The sequence below is a fragment of the Leptotrichia wadei genome (assembly GCF_007990545.2).
Lineage (GTDB): Bacteria > Fusobacteriota > Fusobacteriia > Fusobacteriales > Leptotrichiaceae > Leptotrichia > Leptotrichia wadei.
The window spans coordinates 1,243,219-1,264,257 of sequence record NZ_AP019829.2 but is presented as its reverse complement, the minus strand read 5'-3'; the positions used below and the strand labels follow the sequence as shown (position 1 = coordinate 1,264,257).

Genomic DNA, 21,039 nt, shown 5'->3' with positions numbered 1-21,039 from the left:
AAATGGAGCAAAAAAAATGGGTAAATATGAAATGCTTGAAACAAATAGTAGAATAATAGCAGAAAAATTTGATGAGTATAAAAATAATTTAAAAGTATTTTCAGAACAAAATGTGAAAGATATTAAACTTTCAAAAGTTGAGTCAGAAGAGTGGTGGAACTTTATTCACGGAGGTAATCATGTTGTTACAGGAGAAGAGTTGAATAAATTAAGTTCTCAAATTCAGAATCATTTAATAGGCATTAATGATGTTAAAAATAAAATAATTAAAGAATTTGGAGTAATTTATAATACTTTTAATGCTTTAGATAATGAGTATATAAAAAATATAACACAATCTATGATGAAATCAAACGAAGCAATAAATAAAGCAAATAAAGGGTTAATAGAAGCTGAAAAAAGAATAGAAGATATTAAAGAAGTAAATGGTAAAATTCAGATTGCTCAGAAAAATATAAAATTTATTCAAGAAAAACTTCAAGTTGCCCAACAAGATATTGGTAGAAATATGGAGATTATAAAAAAAGTAGTTGAAGGTTTAAGTCTATTTAAAGCTAAGATAGATTCATATAGACATCTTAAAGATATTGATAATATGTGGAATGATTTGAAAAAGTTAGAAAGTAAAGTACTCACAATTTCTGAAGATATTAAAGAAGTAAAAATATATATTCAGAGAAATGTAGATGAGTTAAATTCTACAAAAATATCTAAAGATAAATCAGAAAATTATATAATAGATGAAGATACAGAATTGAAACTAAAAAAATTAAAAAGAACGGTTTTAATATCAAATATATCTTTTGGAATTATTACAATATTATTATTTTCATTATTTTTTATGGGAAGTAAATAGATGAGTAAATATAAAGAAAATTTTTTGAATTATGCTTCTAAACTAGATGCGGTTACTAATTCTAACGGTAAAATTACAAAATATGGAATGTCTATTGTTGAAGAAAATAGTAGAGAATCTACAGTTTTATTATTAAAAAAAATTGCTGAAATAGTAGATTCAAAAGAATTTTCCAAAGATATAAAAGAAATAGCAAATTTTTTGAAAAAAAGTTTAGTTGAATATTATGGTTATTTAGAAATAAAAAGGATTTGTAATTTAGATGAAGTAGTAGAAGATGCTAGAAGCTTAACGGATTTATTAGAAGAATTGAATAATTTGATTGGATTGAAGAATGTTAAATCTAAAGTGAATGATTTGATAATTTATCAAAAAGTTCAAAAGATGAGAGAAAAAGAAGGATTAAATGCTGTTAAAAGCACATTGCATTTATCTTTTACAGGAAATCCTGGCACTGGAAAAACAACTGTTGCTAGAATTATAGGTAGAATCTATAAGCAATTAGGTTTATTGTCAAGAGGGCATTTTATTGAAGTGTCAAGGACAGATTTAATAGCAGGGTATCAAGGTCAAACAGCATTAAAGGTAAAAAATGTTATAGAAAAAGCTAAAGGTGGAGTGTTATTTATTGATGAAGCCTACAGTATAACTGAAAATGAACAAAGTGATTCCTATGGAAGAGAATGCATAACCGAATTGACTAAAGCATTAGAGGATTATAGAAATGATTTGGTAGTAATTGTTGCTGGGTATTCTGAGCCAATGAAAAACTTTTTTTCTTCAAATCCTGGACTAAAGTCCCGTTTTAACACATTTATAGAATTCGAAGACTATAATACTAAAGAACTTTTGGAAATATTAATATCAATGTGTAAAAATAATGATTATGATTTGACAGAAAAAGCGAAAGTAAAATTGAATGATTTTTTTGAAACAGAATTGCAGAATAAAAAAGAAAATTTTTCAAATGGCAGGATGGTAAGAAATATTTATGATGATTTAGTAATGAATCATGCTAGAAGAATAGTGAGTATTAAGAATATTACGAAAGAAGATCTGTTATTAATAACTGATTTAGATTTTAAACTTTAAAAATAAATATAAATTCAAAAATGTGTATTAAAAAATTAAGATACACATTTTATTTTAGGATAACATTAAAATTATTTAGGTTAAGAGAATCAAAAAACTAATTGAATTTCCAGTCTTGAAAAAAAAGTAAAAAATTGGTATTATATTAAAAGAATAAATATAGATATTTGTGGTATAATATCAAAAAAGGGGGAAAAGTGAGTTAGAATGAATAAAAGGGAAGTTGGGTTTAAGTATGAGAATATAGCAAAGGACTATCTGATTTTGCAGGGGCTTGTGTTTGTTGAGAGTAATTTTTATACTAGGTTTGGGGAGATTGATCTGATTTTTTTTGAGAAGAGTAGCCAGACGCTTGTGTTTGTGGAAGTTAAGTATCGAAGAAATGACTTTTTTGGATCGGCGATTGAGATGGTAACGGAGGAAAAGCAGAATAGGATTTTTGCCAGTTCGCAGGTTTATCTTTTGAAAAAAAATTGGGACAGGAATGTGAGGTATGATATTATTGGAGTAAGTAAGGATTCTGGAAATATTGAGTGGTTAAAAAATGCGTTTTGAGGTGGTTATATGAGAAATGATGAAAAATGCTGTAAATGTGGAATGGATATATTTGAAATAAAAAAGGTGGCTATTCCTACCAAAAGGGCCGTTGGAGCAAAGATAGCTATTGATACGTTTTATTTGAAAATATGTAAAAACTGTGGATATACGGAAATGTACTCAACCAAGATAATTCAGAAGGTTGAAGATCCAGTCTAAAGTTTTTGGGAAAATAATATTTAATTTTAAAGGAATTTTGTTTAGGAATCGGGATATAATTTCTGGGGAGGAACTGGTTGAGTGTGATATTGTGTCAAAGGATACGAGAAATATTTTGAACAGCTTAAAAAAATTGCGAAAATTAAATAATATTTACTATGTCTGGGATTATAACAGGGAATTTAAGAGATTGATTTATTCCTATAAGTATAATCATAGGAAGGTTATGGCAAAATTGATTGCTGAATTGGTAAAAGAGGAGTTTTATTATGTTTTAAAAAGGGAAAAAATAGATGTTGTTGTGAGTGTGCCTGTCAGCAGGAAAAGAAAAAATGAGAGAGGATATAATCAAGTTGATGAAATTTTGAATTTTTTAAAGGTTAATTATGTTCAGCTTGAACGGATTAAAAATACGAAAAAAATGGCTGGAATTCTAAATGAGGAAGATAGAAATAAAAATATAAAGGGAGCTTTTAAAATTTCTGGAAATATTGACTTTAAAAATAAAAACATTCTGATACTTGATGATATTATAACAACTGGGGCTACACTTAGGGAAATTAAAAGTAGTATTTTAGAGCAATTTGAAGGTGATGTGAATAAAAAAAATATAAAAATAATAGTTTTTTGTCTGGCTGCGGCTAGGGAAATTAAGATGAATAGAGGAGAAATATGAGTTTTAAATTAAAGATGAAACTTTTGCTGTTTTTAGTAAGTTCAGTTATTTCATTTTCAACTTCTGTACAGAATGAGAATTTTCACAAAAATATAAATGATACTGTGAATATTCAAGAGAATTACTTGATTAGTGCGTCGAAAAGAAATAATAAAAAAAATAGTGAAAATTTTGAAAAAAATAAAAAAGTTAATGATAAAGCTGATGTAACAGATGAAAACGCAGATGTTTCAAAAAAAAATGAATTGAAATACAGTCAAAGAAATGATGGAATTATTGATCTAGATTCATTAGTTCACAAAGAGGATACTGAATTTAGAGTTCTTAACGGAAATAATGTTAAGATAATGTTAAAAACTAAAAATAACGATATCTATTCTGCAGAAATTGTTTATGATGGCGGTAAAAAATTGATGCGTGGAATTGGAAACTATGGTGGAAATGAAATTTTTATGGCTGAAATCCCAAGCAGTGTGTCAAGTTATTATTTTGTGCTGACAGATGACAAGACAAAATATTATATGGGAAGAAATATTTCAAAAAATCTAAAGGACATAGAAAGATTTGAGTTTTCACGTTCAAAAAAATTAACGACAATTCCAGAATGGGCTAGAGGTTCTGTAGGATACCAGATTTACATTGATTCATTTAGAAATGGGGATGTGGATAATGATGCGATTTTTAATGAGTTTGGGACAGATGACTTTGCAGAGCCTACTGGAGAAATTCGTTCAGGAAGATCAAAAAAAGATTTAGTTTTGGCATATTGGGGCGGAAATGAGAAGCCGCAGTTCTCGCTAAATGAGTGGAATAGTAATTATGAGGAAAAAAACGAGTGGGAAGAAAATACGTTAAATGATGTTCAAAATTACACACGTTATTATGGTGGAGACTTAGAAGGAATAATTGAAAAGCTTGATTATATTAAAGATCTTGGTATAGAATATATAATTTTATCATCACCATTTTATTCACTTTCAAACCATAAATATGACACAATTTACTTTAATCACGTTGATCCGTATTTTGGATATATAGAGCAGACTGGAACATCTAAAGGGCTTGACATAAAATCAAAAGTTCATAATAACAATGGGGATATGGAATTGAATTTGCTTATTTTTAATCCTGAAACTGATAAAAACTTGCTTGATGAAGACTTGCTAGATCCCAAAACGTGGGTGTGGACAGATTCTGACTTAAAACTGGCTAGCCTTGTGAAAAAGGCCCATCAGAAAGGTCTGAAAGTGGTTCTGGAAGTGGCTGCTGACACTACATCGAACAGATTTTTTGCGATAAATAATAAGGAATTTTCAAACTGGTATTTGAAGGATACTGTGCTTGACTTAAAAAATCCTGAAGTTAGAAATTATATTGAAAATGCGATGAAAAAATGGATTTTAGGGCCTGATGGGACATTTAAGAAGGAAATTTATGATGATGGGATTGATGGGATAAGATATGTTTACTATGATAATGCAAATAAGGAATATATTGCAAATATTACAGAAAATTTGAAAAAGTATAAGCCAGACTTGCTGATTACAGGGGAAGTTTCAAATAGCATTACAAAAGATATTGAAGATGGAATTTATGATAGTGGAGCAGATTATAATATTATTAACAATATTATAAAATATACTGTGAATACTAATCCAAATTTCCGTATTGGCGGAGTTGAATTTGCAACAAAATTAAATGAAATTTATAACAGATATTCAAGCAATCGCTTTAATATGACACAAGTGTTTATCGGATCGCTTGATACAGACAGAATTTTTAGCGGAATGATAAATCCCAATAGAGTTTATGATAGAAATAACCAGTCGGATCAAGGATATTTAAATATCCGCCCAGATCTTTACGATGGAACTGCTGTAAATAAATTGAAAAGAGTAGTTGCAATGCAAATGATGCTGCCTGCCACACCAATTATCTATTATGGAGATGAAAAGGGAATGTGGGGAGCAGATTCACCTAGAAATAGAAAGCCCATGTTATGGGAGGATTATGAACCTTATGACAATGAAACTGACAATATTATTAAATATAAAGACAGGCTTAGAAGTTTGCCAAGCGTTGTGGAAGTGAATGAAGTTCAAAAGTGGATTTCCTATCCTGTAAAAAGTAATCCTGATATTGAAAATCATTACAGAGCATTATTAAAAATACGTAAGGAACATAAAAATTTGTTTAAAAATGGAAAATTAAGAATTCTTGAAGTTTATAGCGATCCCAAAACAAAAGGGCGTATAGACTCGGAAATCACAGCTTATTTAGATGATCAGAAAAGACGGGCAAAACTGTATCAAGGTCGTGATATAAATCCTGCAAGACCAAATACAGACTTCATTTCCTATGAAATATCAGATGGGAATGAGTCAATGATAATGGTTGTAAATAATGGATCAGATGAATATCCGTTATCTTTACAAGTACCAAAATTATTTGGGTTTTATAGAAATCAATTAAATTTAAAGGAAAATTATGCGATTTCAGACAAAAAAATTCAAATTAATGTAAAGCCTTATGAAGTCAAGGTTTTATACAGTAATGCAAAAAATATGTTTGATTCATTTAGAGAAAATAAAAATAAAAAATAAAAAAATCTAAATTAAAGATATACAAGGGGCAATAGCCCCTTTTTAAAACATAAGTTATACTAAAGCGAAGGCAATTTAAGTTTATTTAAATATTGAATAATTAAAAAAATAGAAAAGGAACGATAAAATGATACAAAATTCTAAAATTGGAACATTGGAAGTCGTTACTGGAAGCATGTATTCAGGGAAAAGCGAGGAGCTTATAAGACGGCTTAGACGTGCAGAGTATGCAAAACAGAAAATAGTTGCATTTAAACATGCGATTGACAATAGATATGGGGAAAATGGAGTATTTTCACATGAAAATAACAGTTTTAGGGCCTATCCTGTGAGCGATGTTTCCCAGATGGAAGAAATTATGGAAAAAAATGTTGATGCAGAAGTGATTGGTATTGATGAAGTACAGTTTTTTGGGAAAAAGGTTGTTGATTTTTGTAAGAAGTATGTGGAATATGGAAAAAGAGTGATCGTTGCAGGTCTTGATATGAGCTTCAGGGCAGAGCCTTATGAGCCTGTGCCAGAACTGATGAGCATTGCCGATCAGGTGGATAAGCTTCATGCAATTTGCATGGTTTGCGGAAAGCCTGCTTATGCGAGTCAGCGTCTTATCAATGGAGAGCCTGCATATTATGACGATCCGCTAGTTATGGTTGGTGCAAATGAAAATTATGAGGCAAGATGTCGAAGGCATCATATTGTAAGATATAGAAGCGATAAAAAAGGGAAAATATATTTTATAGTTGGAACTGAAATTAATGTTGGTAAGAAATTTGTCGAAAAAATGTACGAAGAACAATTAGTTGATAATAAAAAAATAGAAACTATTGTTATAAAAGGGCAAATGGATGAAAATGAAAAAAGCAATTTAATAAAATTGCGTAAAAAAATAAACACAGCATTAATTGAAAATGACTATATTTTTGTCAGAATTACTGGCGGACTTTTGTTAAAGCTGGAAGGAAGCTACAGTATTCTGGACTTTATGTGTGAATTTAGAAAAAATTCAGAAGTAATTATTGTTTCAAAAAATAAAAAAGGTGTGCTTAATCAGATTTTATTGACAGTTGACTTATTAAAAAAATCAGACTTAAATTTAAAGGAAATTGTCTATAAGAATGGGAATAGTCATGCTGGGGAAGAAAAGGAAGAAAATGGTGTTATTGAGAAAATATCGAAAATAACGGAAGTTAAATATAGAGAATTGTAGAAAATAATGAAAAAGGAGAGATATGAGCAGTATTTTAGATGAATTAAACGAAGAGCAGAGAAAAGCTGCAGAAAAAATAGAAGGACCTGTATTGATACTGGCTGGAGCGGGAAGCGGAAAAACACGGACAGTTACTTATAGAATTGCACACATGGTAAAAGAGATAGGAATTTCGCCACTTAATATTCTGGCACTTACTTTTACGAATAAGGCGGCAAGGGAGATGAAGGAGAGGGCTGTGGCTCTTATTGAGCATGAGGCGAATAATCTTGTTGTTTCTACATTTCACTCGTTTTCGGTGAGATTGCTTAAAACTTATTCTGAGAGAATTGGGTATGGACGGAATTTTAATATTTATGATGTGGACGATCAAAAATCAATTATTACAAAAATAAAAAAAGAAATGGGAATTAAGGATAGTGATGGCATTCAGCCAGGAAAACTTGCAAATAAGATTAGTAAATTGAAGGAGCAGGGTATAGGGATTAAGGAGCTGGAGCGGGAAATTGATATGAGAATTCCTGCAAATAGGCTTTTTGGCGAAATTTATCAGAAATATAATGAAGTTTTGAAGGCAAATAATGCGATGGATTTTTCAGATTTGCTTTTAAATGCGAGAAAATTGCTAGATGATGCTTTTGTGCTGGAAAAAATACAGGAAAGATATAGATATATTGTGGTGGATGAATATCAGGATACTAATGATATTCAGTATGAAATGATAAATTTAATTGCGGCGAAGTATAGAAATATTTGTGTTGTGGGAGATGAAGATCAGAGTATTTATGCATTTCGTGGGGCAAATATTAATAATATACTGAATTTTGAGAGGGATTACAAGGAAGCATTTACGGTAAAACTTGAAAGAAATTATCGTTCTACTAAGAAAATACTGGATACGGCTAATGAACTTATTAAAAATAACAAAAGTTCAAAAGGGAAAACGCTTTGGACGGATGGTTCAGATGGTGAAAAAATTAAGATTTATAATGCAGCGACTGTTTTTGATGAAGCAAATTTTATTATAACAGAAATGAAAAAAAAGAAAAAAGATGGTGCTGAATACAAGGATATGACGATTTTGTATAGAACAAATGCACATTCGAGAGTGCTGGAAGAAAAACTCCTGGCTGCAAATATTCCGTATAAAATTTATGGCGGGATGCAATTCTTTCAACGTAAGGAAATAAAGGATATTTTAGCATACTTGAGTCTTTTAAATAATAAAAATGATAATCATAATTTTTATCGTATAATTAATGTTCCAAAACGTTCTGTTGGAGAAAAGACACTGGAAAAAATACAGGAAGTGGCAAATGAAAAAAATATTTCTATGCTGGAGGCACTTCACTATATTGATTCAATTCCAGTAAGAACTGCTACAAAATTAGCATTACAAGAATTTTACAATATGATGCAAAGTATTTATTCAAATCTTGATGAGATGTCAATTAAAGAAATATTTGATGAAATATTGATTAAAACTCATTATATTGATTCAATTGAAGACAACAAGGAAGATAGGGTTAGAAATATTGAGGAATTGTTAAACAGTATTGCTGAAATTGAAAAGCAGAACCCAAATATGTCGTTAAATGAATATCTTGATATGATTTCACTAAGTTCGGCAACTGATGAAATGGAAGAAGATGAAAATTATGTAAAACTTATGACAATTCACAGTTCAAAAGGATTGGAATTTGACTATGTCTTTTTAGCTGGAATGGAGGACGGACTGTTTCCATCAATTTCCTTTGATGCACCAGAAGAAGAACTGGAAGAAGAGCGAAGACTTTGCTATGTGGCGATAACCCGTGCAAAAAAGGAATTATTTATTTCATATTCATCTTCTAGAAAAATCTGGGGAAAAGATGATAACGCACGTCGTCCGTCAAGATTTATCTATGAAATGAAGCAGGAAAATCTGGAATATGTGAGTGGAGAATACGGAAATAAATTACAAAATCCAAGAAGCTTTACACCTAAAGTAGAAAATTTTAATCCGTTTTCTAAAAATAAAATTGGAACATTTGGTAAAAAATTAAATAGTTCTCAAGCTGCTGTTCCAAATATGAATTCTAAATATAAAGTTGGAGATGTAGTTAAACATAAGAAATTTGGACGTGGAAAAATAAAAAAAGTGGATATGAAAAGTATGATTGTGGAATTTATGGTTGGAGAAAAGAAGATAGCATTGGTGCTGGCAGATAAAATTTTGGAAAAATAAAAATATGATTTTTATACAGTAAAGGTTTTTGTTTGATCCAAAGAATTTTTACTGTATTTTTATTATACTTTCAAAGATGAAAAGGTTATAATTGAATATACAAATAGGTATATAAATAATAATAAAATCGAAAGTTGTATTAATTGGATTTTATAGATTTTTACAAAAAAACTAAAATTATTTGAAGAGGGAGAAAAAATGAAAAAGGTAATATTATTAGGAGCGATAGCCGCAATCTTAATTGCTTGTGAGAATAAATCAAAGGTGGATAATGAAACGGGAAAGGCAGGACAGAATGCAGAATATACACAATATTTGGATACTTTAAAAGCTGATAATAATTTAAAAATTACAATGGGAAAAGTTCCAATAACAATAGTTGGAAAAGAATTAAAAGTTGGCGATAAAATAAAAGAAGTACCTCTAGTAGTGAATACAAAACTGGAAGAAAAAAATATTTTTGAAGATAAAAATATAAAGGTAATTTACACAGCACCGTCACTTGACACCAGAGTCTGTTCGCTACAAACAAAACAGTTAAATGAAGCTGCTAAAACTCATACAAATGTGAAATTTTACTCTGTAACTGTTGATACTCCGTTTGCACAGGAAAGATTTTGTACTGCCAATGAAATTAATGGATTAAAAGCAGTTTCTGACTTTAAATATCATCAATTTGGTATTCAAAATGGATTTTTTATAAAGGAAAAAGGTCTTTTGACAAGAGCACTCATGATTGTTGATGAAAATAATGTTGTAAAGTATATTGAATATGTGCCGGAAGAAGGAAAAGAAGCTGATGTTGAGAAAGCATTGAAATTCTTGGAAAATAATCTGATAAAAAAGTAAAAATTTTGAAAATGTAAAAATATGAGGTATAATTAATAAAAATGAATCTTCTGGAGGTAAAAATGAAAAAAATTATTTTATTATTGTTAGTTGTTTCAGCTGTTACATTTACTGCTCCTGCAAATAAAAATAGAAATCAAAACTTGAATACAACTGTTCAAAATAGTAAAAAAGGAGAAACAGCAAAGGAAGCTTGGGAAAGAGTAAAACCTGAGATTAAGATACGGCTAAATAAAATCTCAAAAGATTTGGTCGCAGGAAATTATAAAGCAAGTTTTGATGAAATGCCGGAAAAATTTTTAACATACTTGGCTAAGAAGGGATCTATGTCTGTAAATGAACTTAAAAATATAACTATAAAAACGATGAGTAAACTAACAGATAATATGAAAATAATTGAAAATACCTATGATTTTGAAAATGTTAAAGTAGGGAAAACTGAAACAGGAAGAAATTATGCAATTATACCAACCAAAGTTACAATAATTTATAATGGACAAAAAATAAACGGCGAAGGAAAAACAATGGCATTTGAGGATGGAAATAAATGGTACATTATCAATTATGAAAAAGAGTATATGATTTTCTTAAAGGATGTGTATCCAGATTTAGCTAAAATAAAATAGAAATAATGAAAAATACTGGGGAGCAGTTTTGCTGAGAATTAAACCCATATAACCTGTACAGATTGCTCAGGAAAGATTCTGTACAGCCAATGAAATTAATGGATTAAAAGCAGTTTCTGACTTTAAATATCATCAATTTGGTATTCAAAATGGATTTTTTATAAAGGAAAAAGGTCTTTTGACAAGAGCACTCATGATTGTTGATGAAAATAATGTTGTAAAGTATATTGAATATGTGCCGGAAGAAGGAAAAGAAGCTGATGTTGAGAAAGCATTGAAATTCTTGGAAAATAATTTGATGAAAAAGTAAGTTTCTGTATTTATCAGTTTAATTATAAGATATTTTAATTTAAATAGAGAATTCCTAGTTTTTAGAATAATTTATTTTAATTATAATTTTAAACTATTAAAAAATTAAATAAAAATCAATTTAACAAAAATAGTAATAAAGGGAGGGGATAATACGTATATTAATAATTTAAAAAAATTTAGAGGTGATAAAAATGAAAATTGTAGAATTAAATAAAATGGAACTAATGACAATTGATGGTGGAGAAAAGAAAAAGAACTGTAAAAGAGAATGGGCTGTAGTGATTAAAAGAGTTTGACATATGTAGGTCTTCAATTTTTATTTGGTCCAAACGATGGAAAACATCCTGCAATTGGCAGCAATTAGACAAGGGTAGAAGACTATCACAAGTGGAAAGCCACACAACAAATAAGTAAAAGTTGGAATAGTTGCAAAAGACATTAATTAAATAATTTAAATATTATATACTAGTTATTGAAAATATAAATAAAAGTAAGAACTAAGAATAATACTTTTAGGTTTTAAAAAGGATAAATTTATGAAAAAAATTAAAAATATACCATTATTTTTATGCTTAACAAGTTTTTTTTATATCATATTTAAAATTATAAATGAAAAATATATTGTATATTTTGAGAATTCAAAAGTATATTGTATTACAGATACTGTAATATATCTGGTGTCATTTTTTCCAGTAATATTTTATTTAAAAAAGACTATGAAAGAAAATCAATATTTTTTTAAACGAAAGAATTTAAGGTTTAATAATCTTATATTTTACTTGGGTATAATAGTATTTGTAAACTTTATAATGATAAATGTCCGAATTGGTTATAATAATGAGAGCAAAATTATATATAATTATGAAAGTACAACTTATTATATAATTACTAATATTATATTAAGTTCTTTAATAGCTCCTATATTAGAAGAAATTATATTTCGTGGAATATTAATGAATAACTTAATGAAGCATGGATATAAAGTAGCTATAATAATGAATTCGGTTCTATTTGGATTTTATCATATTAATATAAATGCTATAGGGAGAGTAATTTTAGCAGGAATTATTCTTTCATATATTACTTATAGGTATTCGCTAAAATATTCTATAAAATTACATATAATTTTAAATATAATCGCAAATTTAGGAAAATATTCATATTATAATGATTATATAATGATAGCTATGGGAATCTTTATAGTTGTTCTTATTATAATTTTTATTATAGGTCTAATAAGAAAAAAATATAAAGAAATTTTTTCAATATTTAAATTAAATAGTGGAGATAGAAAAAATATTATTAAATTTGTAAAGGATAATGCATTGTATTTATTTGTAATACTTGTTATTGTCATTTCTAACTTGTTATTTAATTATAAATTATTTTAAATTAAATAGAGAGTTTCTAGTCTTTAGGAACTCTTTATTTTTAAAGAAAGAGAGATGAAAAAGATTTTTTCGATGTTTAAAAGATATTGTTGTGTATGAGAAGGATTGCGGACCTGCCTGCATATTATAGCATGACAAACGTATGAAAAAAGGTATAATATTATTGATAAATCTTAAGGTAAATTGCAAGAGTAAATATCACTTTTTATGAAACATTATGAAATGTACTGTTTCAATTCAATATTATACATTTTATTTGAATTTTTCCCTCTGTTTTATTTGATAAAATGGAAAACTTCCTTCCTATCTTAAATTTGATATTGAAGGTGCTGCTTTATACATTTTGGCTCTATTTTCTGAATGTAATACAATAAAATCTGTTGTTCCATAAAAAATCTGTCTTCTTTTCTTTTACACCTTCAGGTATACATTTCTGGATTTCACTTAAATCAAAATCTGTATTTTTATAGTAATCTTTTGTAAAAATACTTTTCTTATATTGATTTTTAATAAAATCTGCAGTTTCATCCGCAATCATTATCTTTGATCCAGGTTTTGATACACGAATCATTTCTTTTATAGCTAGAGCCTTATCAGTAAAAAAATTAATTCCTCCCACATGAAAAACAATATCAAAAACATTGTCTTTAAAAGGTAAATCTTCAGCACAGCAATTTACTAATGTAAGATTTGTTCTTTTTTTCCAGATGGAATGACATTTTTTTAACATTCCATAGGAAATGTCTATACCTGTAAAATCTAAAGATTTTAAATCAACATTCTGTGGAATAAAATTTAAATCCTTTCCTGTACCGATAGAAACATATAAAACAGAAATGCCATTTCTCCACTCCAGATGTTCCATAAGATTTTTTCTCATTTCAGAAATCGTATTCCCGTATCTGAACAATCCTATCCATTTTTCACCAAAATCATACCAGAATGATAATTTATTATACATATTCATATATTTTTTATTATCTCCTGCGAGATAGTCTCTGTTTACATATGAAAATATTTTTCCATCTCCTTTTAAATTTTGAATATCAATATTTTCTTTAATTTTTTCTAGAAATTTTTCCTTATCAGTTCTTATCATAGCACTCTCTTTCAATTTTTTTATTATACAAACTAAATTTATTTATAATGAATTTTTTAGATTAAATAGACGATACTATATAAAAAAAGTAGTTATTATTTTTAAGATATTTTAATTGTATTGTATATTATTTTTAGGCTATTTGTCAAGTACGGGATTGAAAAAAGTTCGATACCCTTAAGAGATTCTAAGCTGAATAAGCTTTTTCAGGTTATCGAATTTTTTTATCCTATAAGACAACCTTTTTATTGCTTCTATCTTGTTATTTTTTCCTTCAAAAAAGCTTTCCTTTTTCCAGTTTGATAACTTCATACATTCCTTTGTTTCTAATTATAAGCTCATCTGTAAGCTCTTCCAGTTTATAGTCATATCCTTTATTCCTTCCGCCATATTTACTGAATTTAAATCCAATAGAAAAAGTATGGGCTTAGCCTTAAGAAGAAATTAAAAGAGATAGCCCATAATTTTAATACACTTCAGGAAGCAGTTACTTCTGTTTTATTTTAAATTTGTTGTATTTTATTATACAATCTATCTTTATAAAAAATTAAGAATATTTAAAATTAACTATTTTTTCTACAATTGAAGTTTTTGGAAAATAATTTAATGAAAAAATAAATTTTGAAAATATGAAAAAATAGGGTATAATTATTAATAATAAACTTTTTGGAGGAAAAATGAAAAAAATAAAATTATTACTTCTAATTTCAGTTTCAACAATGATTTTTACATCTTGTGGAAATAAATATAGCATAGAAAATTTGAAAAAAAATGATAAATTGCTATAAAGAAACAGTTTTAAAATGTAAAGAAAAGCGAGATGAAAAAATTTGTAAGAATGTAGAGCAGGCACAAAATGAATTGGCACAAGAATGGTGGAGTAAAATGAAGCCTGAAATTTCTAAAAAAGTTGACAAAATTTCAAAGGATGCGATGGCAGGAGATGCAAGCTCAAGTATGGAAAATGTACCTGAAAAACTTTGGGAATGGGAAGCTAAACATCTTTCTACAACCTCGCAAAAGGCAAAAGAAATGACATTACAGCTATTAAAAGATGTTACACAAAATATGAAATTTGAAAAATATGAATATGATTTGGAAAATGTAAAGACAGGACAGACAAGTGCTGGAAGAAATTATGCTATTATACCTGCAAAAAGTATAATTTTGGCTCAAGGTCAAAAGTTAGAATTAAATCAAAAAACTTTGGTATTTGAAGATAAAAATAAATGGTATTTAGTAAATATTGATGACAAAACAAAAATTATTCTAAAAGAATTATATTCAGATCTTGCAGATGTGAAAACAGAATAACAGTAGAAAAATGAAAAATGAAAGAATACTGGGGAGCAATTTTGCTGAGAATTAAACCCATATAACCTGATACAGGTAATACTGTCGGAGGGAGTATTTTATATAAAACTAAGAAATAATTTTAAAGTTATTTTGCATATCTCTTTAAATTATTTTAGAAAATTTATAGAAATATAGAATCTCCTTGTGATAAGGGGATTTTTTGTTTGAAAAAATTTTAACTAAAAATTATTAAATGAAAATTTATTATAAAATATAAAGTTAAAGAAAGGGATGATAAATTATGGAAAAAAAAGAAATCAATGCAAGTGTTGCAATTCAAGTGCTACCTAATGTTGTGGGAAGTGATGAAGTTGTAAGGGTTGTTGATGAAGTTATTGAATTTATTAAAAGTAAAGGGCTGAAAATAAATGTTGCTCCATTTGAGACGACGATAGAAGGGGATTTTGACGAGCTTATGGAAATTGTTAAGGAATGTCAAGTTGTGGCTGTGAAGGCAGGGGCTGAGGGTGTAATGTCGTATGTAAAAATAAATTATAAACCGAAAGGAGATATTTTAAAGATTGATGAAAAAATTTCAAAATATAACAGATAAAATTGCATCAAGTATTATTATTGCTGTATTACTGATGATTTGGCAAATTTTGTCAATGGTGAATATTATTCCAAAATTTATGCTGCCATCGCCATTTGAAGTTGTAAAAGCGTTTGTTTCAGATTTCCCGTTGCTTATGAAGCATACAGAAGTTACTCTTGTTGAGGCATTTTTAGGACTTGGATTGGGAATAATTCTGGGATTTGTTGTGGCGGTTATTATGGATAGGTTTGAATATGCCTATAAAATGATTTATCCTGTTCTGGTTATAACGCAGACGATACCGACAGTTGCTATTGCACCGCTTTTAGTGCTCTGGATGGGATATGGAATATTGCCTAAAATTATGCTTATTTTACTGACTTCATTCTTTCCGATTACGATTGGGCTGCTGGATGGATTTCGCTCGGTTGACAGAGATATGTTAAATTTGCTGAAAACAATGGGGGCGACATCATTTCAGAATTTTATTCACTTGAAGCTGCCGAGTTCGCTTGGATATTTTTTTGCAGGTCTTAGAATTTCAGTTTCATATTCGATAATTGGGGCAGTTGTGGCTGAATGGCTGGGCGGATATGACGGGCTTGGAGTTTATATGACAAGAGTTAGAAAATCATATTCTTTTGACAAGATGTTTGCTGTGATTTTTTTGATTTCCGGGATAAGTTTGCTGCTTATGTATTTTGTAAAAAAAATTCAGAGATGGTGTATGACTTGGGAAAAATAACTATAAAAATAAAAAAAAGTATTAATTAAATTTGTAAATTTTATAATAATTTAAAAAAATATAAAAAAGTTATAAAAATTGAAAAGAGGTAAAAAAAATGAGAAAAGTATCAAAAATCTTAATTTTATGTTTAATCTTAATTCTTATTGTTTCGTGCGGGAAATCTAAAGATAATAAAAAAATAAGAATTGTGCTAGATTGGGTGCCAAATACTAATCATACAGGACTTTATGTGGCAAAAGACCTGGGATATTTTAAAGAGGAAGGAGTGGATGTGGAAATTGTGCAACCGCCTGAAGGGAGTACGACAGCACTTATCGGAGCTGGCGGGGCAGAATTTGGAATAAGTTTTCAGGATACGCTGGCAAAATCGTTTGCAAAGGAAAATCCTGTGCCGGTAACGGCTGTTGCAGCAATTCTTCAACATAATACATCTGGAATTATTTCATTGAAGGAAAAAGGGATAGATTCTCCAAAAAAATTGGAAGGTAAAAGATATGCCACTTGGGAAGATGATATTGAGCAGGCTATTTTGAAGAAATTGGTAACCGATAACGGCGGAGATTTTTCTAAAGTAAAATTAATTCCTTATACTGTAACAAACGTTGTTACTAGCTTGAAAACAGATATTGATGCTGTCTGGGTTTATTATGCCTGGGATGGAATTGCGACAGAAAAGGCAGGACTAAAGACAAACTTTTTAAAATTACGTGACTATGGAAAGGAACTTGATTATTACAGTCCAGTAATTATTGCAAATAACGATTACTTAAAAGCAAATTCTGAAATTGCGAAAAAAGTTTTGAGGGCAATAAAAAAGGGATATGAATATGCGGCAAAAAATCCTGAAGAATCAGCAAAAATCTTGGTAAAAAATTCTCCTGAACTGGATATAAATTTAGTAACGGCTAGTCAAAAATGGATTTCTAAAGAATATCAGGCGGATGCCAAGGAATGGGGAATAATTGATGGAAATCGATGGAATGGATTTTATGAATGGCTTTATAAAAATAAGGCTGTGAAACGTGAAATACCCAAGGATTTTGGGTATAGTAACGAGTATCTGAAATAGAAAATGCAATATTTATAATAGAAAGGGGATCAATCCCCCTTGTTAGATAGTGGAGAAAAATAATGAAGCTGAAAATTTAAAAATGCTTTGTTTATTGGAATTTTTAGATTTTTACAAATGACTAAAATATGTTATATTAAGGAGATATTAAGTGAAGAAAGACAAAAAGCTGGAAATAAAAGATATTTCTATTTCTTTTAAAAATAAAAAAGTTTTAGAAAATGTTTCAATTGATTTGTATGAAAATGAGCTGGTTTGTATTTTAGGAGTAAGCGGAGCTGGAAAAACTACATTATTTAATATTGTTGCAGGACTTTTAGAACCTGATGGTGGAAATGTGAAAATGGATGGAGAGGATATAACTGGAAAATGCGGGAAAGTAAGTTATATGCTGCAGAAGGATTTACTATTGCCACATAAGAGAATTATTGACAATGTAGCGCTTCCACTTGTAATAAGAGGTGAAAATAAAAATAAGGCACGGGAAATTGCAAAGCCGTATTTTAAAGATTTTGGATTGGAAGGTACAGAAAATTTGTATCCAAGTAAACTGTCAGGCGGAATGAAACAAAGGGCAGCATTGCTTAGAACATATTTGTTTTCCAGCAAAGTTGCTCTTCTTGATGAGCCTTTCAGTGCATTGGACGCCATTACAAAGCATAAAATCCATAGCTGGTATTTAAACATAATGAACAAAATTAAGATGTCAACTCTGTTTATCACTCATGATATTGATGAGGCGATACTGCTTTCCGATAGAATTTATATTTTGGCAGGAAGTCCAGGTAAAATTGTTGCACAAATAAATGTTGAATTGAAAAATAGTCAGGACAAGAGTTATAATAATGAAGACGTTATAATGTCTGAAAAATTTATTCAATATAAACGTGAAATATTGAAATATTTGTAAACTTTTTAAATTTGATTTTGAAATGATTTTACTATGTAATAAAATATTGAAAGGAAGTTTGAAAAAATGGAAATAAGACATGTAGTAAATGAAGGATTTTTTATATTTGGAGAAAATGGAGATGAACTTGCAAAATTGACTTACAGAAAAGAAGGGGAAAAATTGTATTTTGAATCGACAGTCGTATCTTTTGAATTGCGAGGGCAAGGGATTGCAGGAAAATTATTCGATGCTGGTATAAAATGTGCAAGAGAAAATGGATATAAAATTGTGCCGATTTGCAGTTACATTGTGAAAAAGTTTGAAAGTGGAGAATATGATGATTTAAAGGCATAAAAATTCAGTAACAAATACTAATAATAAAAAGCCTTAAAATAAAATTTTCACAAAATGTAAAAGTTTATTTTTTAAGGCGTTTTTTAGTTATATTTCTTTTGTAAAATCGTGCTTAATAAGTTCGATGAATGTAAATTTACCATCTTCATACTCGTATTTGAAAATGGCACAGTTTGGAAGCCCTGTAAATGGGATATCTGGAGCATTTTTCAGGAAGAAATTATAGCAGGCGCCACCATGACTCACAGCAAGAACAGTATTATTTCCATCCTTTTCCATAATCCTAGTCAAAGTTTCCTGCATTCTTTTTTCTACATCCTTATTACTTTCCCCACCAAAATTCACAAAAAAATCTCCATAAGTTCTTTCATTTGGATGTTTTGGATTCAAATCCTCACTTTCTCCTTCGAATAATCCAAAATTCCATTCCTTTAATCCTTTTAATCTTTCATACCTCATTTTATTATTAGTCACAATTTCAAGTGTGTCACAAGCTCTTTCCTGAGTAGAAGAGTAAGCCGCATCAAAAGTAATTTCATTGTCTTTAAAATATTTTCCAGCCACTTTAGCCTGTCTGATTCCCTCATTAGTTAATGGAGAATCACAGCTTCCTTGAATTTTTTTCCGTAAATTAAATAAAGTTTGTCCATGTCGCATTAAATATAAAGTTTTTTTCATAATTATATCAGCCCTTTCTATTTTTATAGGTATTCTATTATTCTAACTCCTGTTTATTTTTAATTATACCACATTTTTTTATAAACATTGGAGTTTGAAAAAATTTAATTGTTGTGAGAGGTAATACATATGTGACAAGAGTATACAAAAAAAAGAAAGGTTTTTGATATAATGTAAGCCTACCAAAACTGTATTAAGAAAGAAACATTTTTTTAATATATTTTTGTAACAAATGTTTGACATCTATACACATATTAAGGTATTTTTAAATTTTTTAAATTTGATTTTGGGATGATTTTACTATATAATAGAATAAAATATTGAAAGGAAGTTTGAAAAATGGAAATAAGACACATAGTAAATGAAGGATTTTTCATCTTTGGAGAAAATGGAGATGAACTTGCAAAATTAACTTACAGAAAAGAAGGAGAAAAATTATTTTTTGAGTCAACTGTAGTTTCACCTGAATTAAGAGGACAAGGAATCGCAGGGAAATTATTTGAGGCAGGTGTAAAATATGCAAGAGAGAATAATTATAAAATTGTGCCAGTTTGCAGTTATATTGTGAAAAAATTTGAAGGTGGGAAGTACGATGATTTAAAGGCATAATTTATTGGATTTTTTTAGAAATTATATAGATTTTGAATTGAAAAAAATATTTTAAAATAAATTTATTTATTAGAATAAAAGAATAAATTTCAAATAAAATATGGAGAAAGAAGGGATTTTGTATGAAACTGGGAATTATTGGTTCAGGGATGATTGTTCAGGAGTTTTTGCCTAGCCTTGTGAAGCTGGAAGGGCTGGAAATTGTGGGGATGCAAGGGACAAAGGCAAGTATTGGCAAAGTTGAGGAAATTTGCACAAAATATGGGATTCCAAACTTTACAGATGATTTTGATGAACTTTGTGAATTTGGAATTGATACTGTTTATATTGCTGTTCCAAATTTCCTGCATTTTGAATTTTGCAAAAAGGCACTTGAAAAAGGGCTGAATGTTATTATTGAAAAGCCGATGACAACTAATTATAAGGAAGCTAAAGAATTGTCAGATTTGGCAAAAGCAAAAAAACTGTTTTTATTTGAAGCAATAACGACACTTTATTTTGAAAATTATAAAAAAATAAAAGACTGGATTGGGGAAATTGGAGATGTGAAACTTGTTCAAAGCCAGTATAGCCAGTATTCCAGCAGATATGACGCTTTTAAGAGAGGAGAAATTTTACCTGTATTTGACCTAAAAAAAGCTGGTGGAGCATTGATGGATTTAGGACTTTATAATTTACATTATGTTCTAGGACTTTTTGGAAAGCCTGAAAATGTGAAATATTATGCAAATCTTGAGAGAAATATTGACACGAGCGGAGTTCTTATGATGGAATATGAAAACTTTAATGCTATGTGTGTATGTGCAAAAGATAGTGAAGGTGAGAGAATAGGCGTAATTCAGGGAAGCAAAGGAAAAATTATAAGTGAAGAAGCACCAGGACTTGTTGGAAAAGTTACATTAAAAATGTATGATGGAACAATGAAAAGTTTTGATGATGGATTTTCAAAAGACAGAGTTGTTCCTGAATTTAAGGCGTTTATTCGTGCAGTAAATGAAAAGGATTTAGAATTTTGTTATAGACAGCTGGAAAAAAGTCTACTGGTAAGTGAAGTGCAGACAAAGGCTAGAATTGAAGCGGGAATTAAGTTTCCACAGGACTAGA

General features: G+C 29.0%; 22 protein-coding genes and 1 riboswitch. Of the genes, 20 read left to right on the top strand and 2 right to left on the bottom strand.

What is annotated here, in order from left to right:
- The first annotated feature begins 16 nt into the window (after positions 1-16).
- The 12 genes from FVE73_RS05875 to FVE73_RS05820 all read left to right on the top strand — a co-directional run bounded on the left by FVE73_RS05875 (position 17) and on the right by FVE73_RS05820 (position 12,595).
- On the top strand, positions 17-856 hold the full coding sequence (locus FVE73_RS05875) for a hypothetical protein (protein ID WP_018497907.1): 840 nt from the start codon (positions 17-19) through the stop codon (positions 854-856).
- Positions 857-1,948 carry an AAA family ATPase gene (locus FVE73_RS05870; protein ID WP_018497908.1) on the top strand — a complete coding sequence of 364 codons (1,092 nt, stop codon included), beginning with the start codon at positions 857-859 and terminating at the stop codon, positions 1,946-1,948.
- A 207-nt stretch (positions 1,949-2,155) separates the two neighbouring features.
- Positions 2,156-2,503 carry a YraN family protein gene (locus FVE73_RS05865; protein WP_018497909.1) on the top strand — a complete coding sequence of 116 codons (348 nt, stop codon included), beginning with the start codon at positions 2,156-2,158 and terminating at the stop codon, positions 2,501-2,503.
- 9 nt (positions 2,504-2,512) lie between these two features.
- Positions 2,513-2,704: a zinc ribbon domain-containing protein gene (locus FVE73_RS05860; RefSeq protein WP_018497910.1), complete on the top strand. Its 192-nt coding sequence runs from the start codon at positions 2,513-2,515 to the stop codon at positions 2,702-2,704.
- Between the two features lie 37 nt (positions 2,705-2,741).
- Entirely contained in the window at positions 2,742-3,380 is a 639-nt protein-coding gene (locus tag FVE73_RS05855) for a ComF family protein (protein ID WP_232058493.1), read from the top strand.
- Positions 3,377-5,983, top strand: coding sequence for an alpha-amylase family glycosyl hydrolase (locus FVE73_RS05850; protein WP_018497912.1), 2,607 nt, complete (start codon positions 3,377-3,379; stop codon positions 5,981-5,983). The genes FVE73_RS05855 and FVE73_RS05850 overlap by 4 nt, the downstream gene beginning before the upstream one ends.
- Before the next feature lie 127 nt (positions 5,984-6,110).
- Positions 6,111-7,190: a thymidine kinase gene (locus FVE73_RS11040; protein WP_018497913.1), complete on the top strand. Its 1,080-nt coding sequence runs from the start codon at positions 6,111-6,113 to the stop codon at positions 7,188-7,190.
- Positions 7,191-7,212: 22 nt separating this feature from the next.
- Positions 7,213-9,417 (top strand): ATP-dependent helicase, encoded by a 2,205-nt coding sequence (locus tag FVE73_RS05840; protein ID WP_018497914.1) that lies wholly within the window; start codon positions 7,213-7,215, stop codon positions 9,415-9,417.
- Between the two features lie 198 nt (positions 9,418-9,615).
- The gene (gene tpx, locus FVE73_RS05835) at positions 9,616-10,266 is read left to right on the top strand and encodes a thiol peroxidase (RefSeq protein WP_146997841.1); all 651 of its coding nucleotides are present in this window, start codon (positions 9,616-9,618) and stop codon (positions 10,264-10,266) included.
- Positions 10,267-10,328: 62 nt separating this feature from the next.
- Positions 10,329-10,892 (top strand): hypothetical protein, encoded by a 564-nt coding sequence (locus FVE73_RS05830; protein WP_036059701.1) that lies wholly within the window; start codon positions 10,329-10,331, stop codon positions 10,890-10,892.
- A gap of 178 nt (positions 10,893-11,070) precedes the next feature.
- Complete coding sequence (locus FVE73_RS11035) at positions 11,071-11,202, top strand: thioredoxin domain-containing protein (RefSeq protein WP_269473104.1); 132 nt, start codon at positions 11,071-11,073, stop codon at positions 11,200-11,202.
- 538 nt (positions 11,203-11,740) lie between these two features.
- Positions 11,741-12,595, top strand: coding sequence for a CPBP family intramembrane glutamic endopeptidase (locus tag FVE73_RS05820; RefSeq protein WP_018498810.1), 855 nt, complete (start codon positions 11,741-11,743; stop codon positions 12,593-12,595).
- A 349-nt stretch (positions 12,596-12,944) separates the two neighbouring features.
- On the opposite strand, the gene FVE73_RS05815 is transcribed toward FVE73_RS05820, so the two are convergent.
- Positions 12,945-13,694: a class I SAM-dependent methyltransferase gene (locus tag FVE73_RS05815; protein ID WP_018498809.1), complete on the bottom strand. Its 750-nt coding sequence runs from the start codon at positions 13,692-13,694 to the stop codon at positions 12,945-12,947.
- A 771-nt stretch (positions 13,695-14,465) separates the two neighbouring features.
- Here FVE73_RS05815 and FVE73_RS05810 point away from each other — a divergent pair.
- The 6 genes from FVE73_RS05810 to FVE73_RS05785 all read left to right on the top strand — a co-directional run bounded on the left by FVE73_RS05810 (position 14,466) and on the right by FVE73_RS05785 (position 18,648).
- Positions 14,466-15,008 carry a hypothetical protein gene (locus FVE73_RS05810; RefSeq protein ID WP_018498807.1) on the top strand — a complete coding sequence of 181 codons (543 nt, stop codon included), beginning with the start codon at positions 14,466-14,468 and terminating at the stop codon, positions 15,006-15,008.
- 19 nt (positions 15,009-15,027) lie between these two features.
- Positions 15,028-15,118: riboswitch (TPP riboswitch) on the top strand.
- Positions 15,119-15,291: 173 nt separating this feature from the next.
- On the top strand, positions 15,292-15,603 hold the full coding sequence (locus FVE73_RS05805; protein ID WP_018498806.1) for a thiamine-binding protein: 312 nt from the start codon (positions 15,292-15,294) through the stop codon (positions 15,601-15,603).
- The gene (locus FVE73_RS05800; RefSeq protein WP_018498805.1) at positions 15,575-16,330 is read left to right on the top strand and encodes an ABC transporter permease; all 756 of its coding nucleotides are present in this window, start codon (positions 15,575-15,577) and stop codon (positions 16,328-16,330) included. Before FVE73_RS05805 ends, FVE73_RS05800 begins: the two co-directional genes overlap by 29 nt.
- 97 nt (positions 16,331-16,427) lie before the next feature.
- Positions 16,428-17,402 carry an ABC transporter substrate-binding protein gene (locus FVE73_RS05795; protein WP_018498804.1) on the top strand — a complete coding sequence of 325 codons (975 nt, stop codon included), beginning with the start codon at positions 16,428-16,430 and terminating at the stop codon, positions 17,400-17,402.
- 151 nt (positions 17,403-17,553) lie between these two features.
- Positions 17,554-18,312 carry an ABC transporter ATP-binding protein gene (locus FVE73_RS05790; protein WP_018498803.1) on the top strand — a complete coding sequence of 253 codons (759 nt, stop codon included), beginning with the start codon at positions 17,554-17,556 and terminating at the stop codon, positions 18,310-18,312.
- Between the two features lie 66 nt (positions 18,313-18,378).
- Positions 18,379-18,648: a GNAT family N-acetyltransferase gene (locus tag FVE73_RS05785; protein ID WP_018498802.1), complete on the top strand. Its 270-nt coding sequence runs from the start codon at positions 18,379-18,381 to the stop codon at positions 18,646-18,648.
- 87 nt (positions 18,649-18,735) lie between these two features.
- Here the strand turns inward: FVE73_RS05785 and FVE73_RS05780 are convergent, their stop codons facing one another.
- Positions 18,736-19,326 carry a histidine phosphatase family protein gene (locus FVE73_RS05780; protein ID WP_018498801.1) on the bottom strand — a complete coding sequence of 197 codons (591 nt, stop codon included), beginning with the start codon at positions 19,324-19,326 and terminating at the stop codon, positions 18,736-18,738.
- Between the two features lie 339 nt (positions 19,327-19,665).
- Between FVE73_RS05780 and FVE73_RS05775 the strand changes: the two genes are divergently transcribed.
- Together FVE73_RS05775 and FVE73_RS05770 are read left to right on the top strand one after the other, a co-directional pair.
- A complete protein-coding gene (locus FVE73_RS05775; protein ID WP_018498800.1) occupies positions 19,666-19,935 on the top strand; it encodes a GNAT family N-acetyltransferase in 270 nt (89 codons plus the stop codon).
- Positions 19,936-20,057: 122 nt separating this feature from the next.
- Positions 20,058-21,038, top strand: coding sequence for a Gfo/Idh/MocA family protein (locus FVE73_RS05770; RefSeq protein ID WP_018498799.1), 981 nt, complete (start codon positions 20,058-20,060; stop codon positions 21,036-21,038).
- The last annotated feature ends 1 nt before the right edge of the window (position 21,039 follow it).

Excerpts from the sequence above, each read along its gene's own strand:
- FVE73_RS05785 (WP_018498802.1), top strand. The coding sequence starts at position 18,379 with ATGGAAATAAGACATGTAGTAAATGAAGGATTTTTTATATTTGGAGAA.
- FVE73_RS05770 (WP_018498799.1), top strand. The coding sequence starts at position 20,058 with ATGAAACTGGGAATTATTGGTTCAGGGATGATTGTTCAGGAGTTTTTG.
- FVE73_RS05875 (WP_018497907.1), top strand. The coding sequence starts at position 17 with ATGGGTAAATATGAAATGCTTGAAACAAATAGTAGAATAATAGCAGAA.
- FVE73_RS05870 (WP_018497908.1), top strand. The coding sequence starts at position 857 with ATGAGTAAATATAAAGAAAATTTTTTGAATTATGCTTCTAAACTAGAT.
- FVE73_RS05815 (WP_018498809.1), bottom strand. The coding sequence starts at position 13,694 with ATGATAAGAACTGATAAGGAAAAATTTCTAGAAAAAATTAAAGAAAAT.
- FVE73_RS05810 (WP_018498807.1), top strand. The coding sequence starts at position 14,466 with ATGATAAATTGCTATAAAGAAACAGTTTTAAAATGTAAAGAAAAGCGA.
- FVE73_RS05820 (WP_018498810.1), top strand. The coding sequence starts at position 11,741 with ATGAAAAAAATTAAAAATATACCATTATTTTTATGCTTAACAAGTTTT.
- FVE73_RS05830 (WP_036059701.1), top strand. The coding sequence starts at position 10,329 with ATGAAAAAAATTATTTTATTATTGTTAGTTGTTTCAGCTGTTACATTT.
- FVE73_RS05800 (WP_018498805.1), top strand. The coding sequence starts at position 15,575 with ATGAAAAAATTTCAAAATATAACAGATAAAATTGCATCAAGTATTATT.
- FVE73_RS05795 (WP_018498804.1), top strand. The coding sequence starts at position 16,428 with ATGAGAAAAGTATCAAAAATCTTAATTTTATGTTTAATCTTAATTCTT.
- FVE73_RS05860 (WP_018497910.1), top strand. The coding sequence starts at position 2,513 with ATGAGAAATGATGAAAAATGCTGTAAATGTGGAATGGATATATTTGAA.
- FVE73_RS05840 (WP_018497914.1), top strand. The coding sequence starts at position 7,213 with ATGAGCAGTATTTTAGATGAATTAAACGAAGAGCAGAGAAAAGCTGCA.
- FVE73_RS05775 (WP_018498800.1), top strand. The coding sequence starts at position 19,666 with ATGGAAATAAGACACATAGTAAATGAAGGATTTTTCATCTTTGGAGAA.
- FVE73_RS11040 (WP_018497913.1), top strand. The coding sequence starts at position 6,111 with ATGATACAAAATTCTAAAATTGGAACATTGGAAGTCGTTACTGGAAGC.
- FVE73_RS05865 (WP_018497909.1), top strand. The coding sequence starts at position 2,156 with ATGAATAAAAGGGAAGTTGGGTTTAAGTATGAGAATATAGCAAAGGAC.
- FVE73_RS05805 (WP_018498806.1), top strand. The coding sequence starts at position 15,292 with ATGGAAAAAAAAGAAATCAATGCAAGTGTTGCAATTCAAGTGCTACCT.
- FVE73_RS05780 (WP_018498801.1), bottom strand. The coding sequence starts at position 19,326 with ATGAAAAAAACTTTATATTTAATGCGACATGGACAAACTTTATTTAAT.
- tpx (WP_146997841.1), top strand. The coding sequence starts at position 9,616 with ATGAAAAAGGTAATATTATTAGGAGCGATAGCCGCAATCTTAATTGCT.
- FVE73_RS05850 (WP_018497912.1), top strand. The coding sequence starts at position 3,377 with ATGAGTTTTAAATTAAAGATGAAACTTTTGCTGTTTTTAGTAAGTTCA.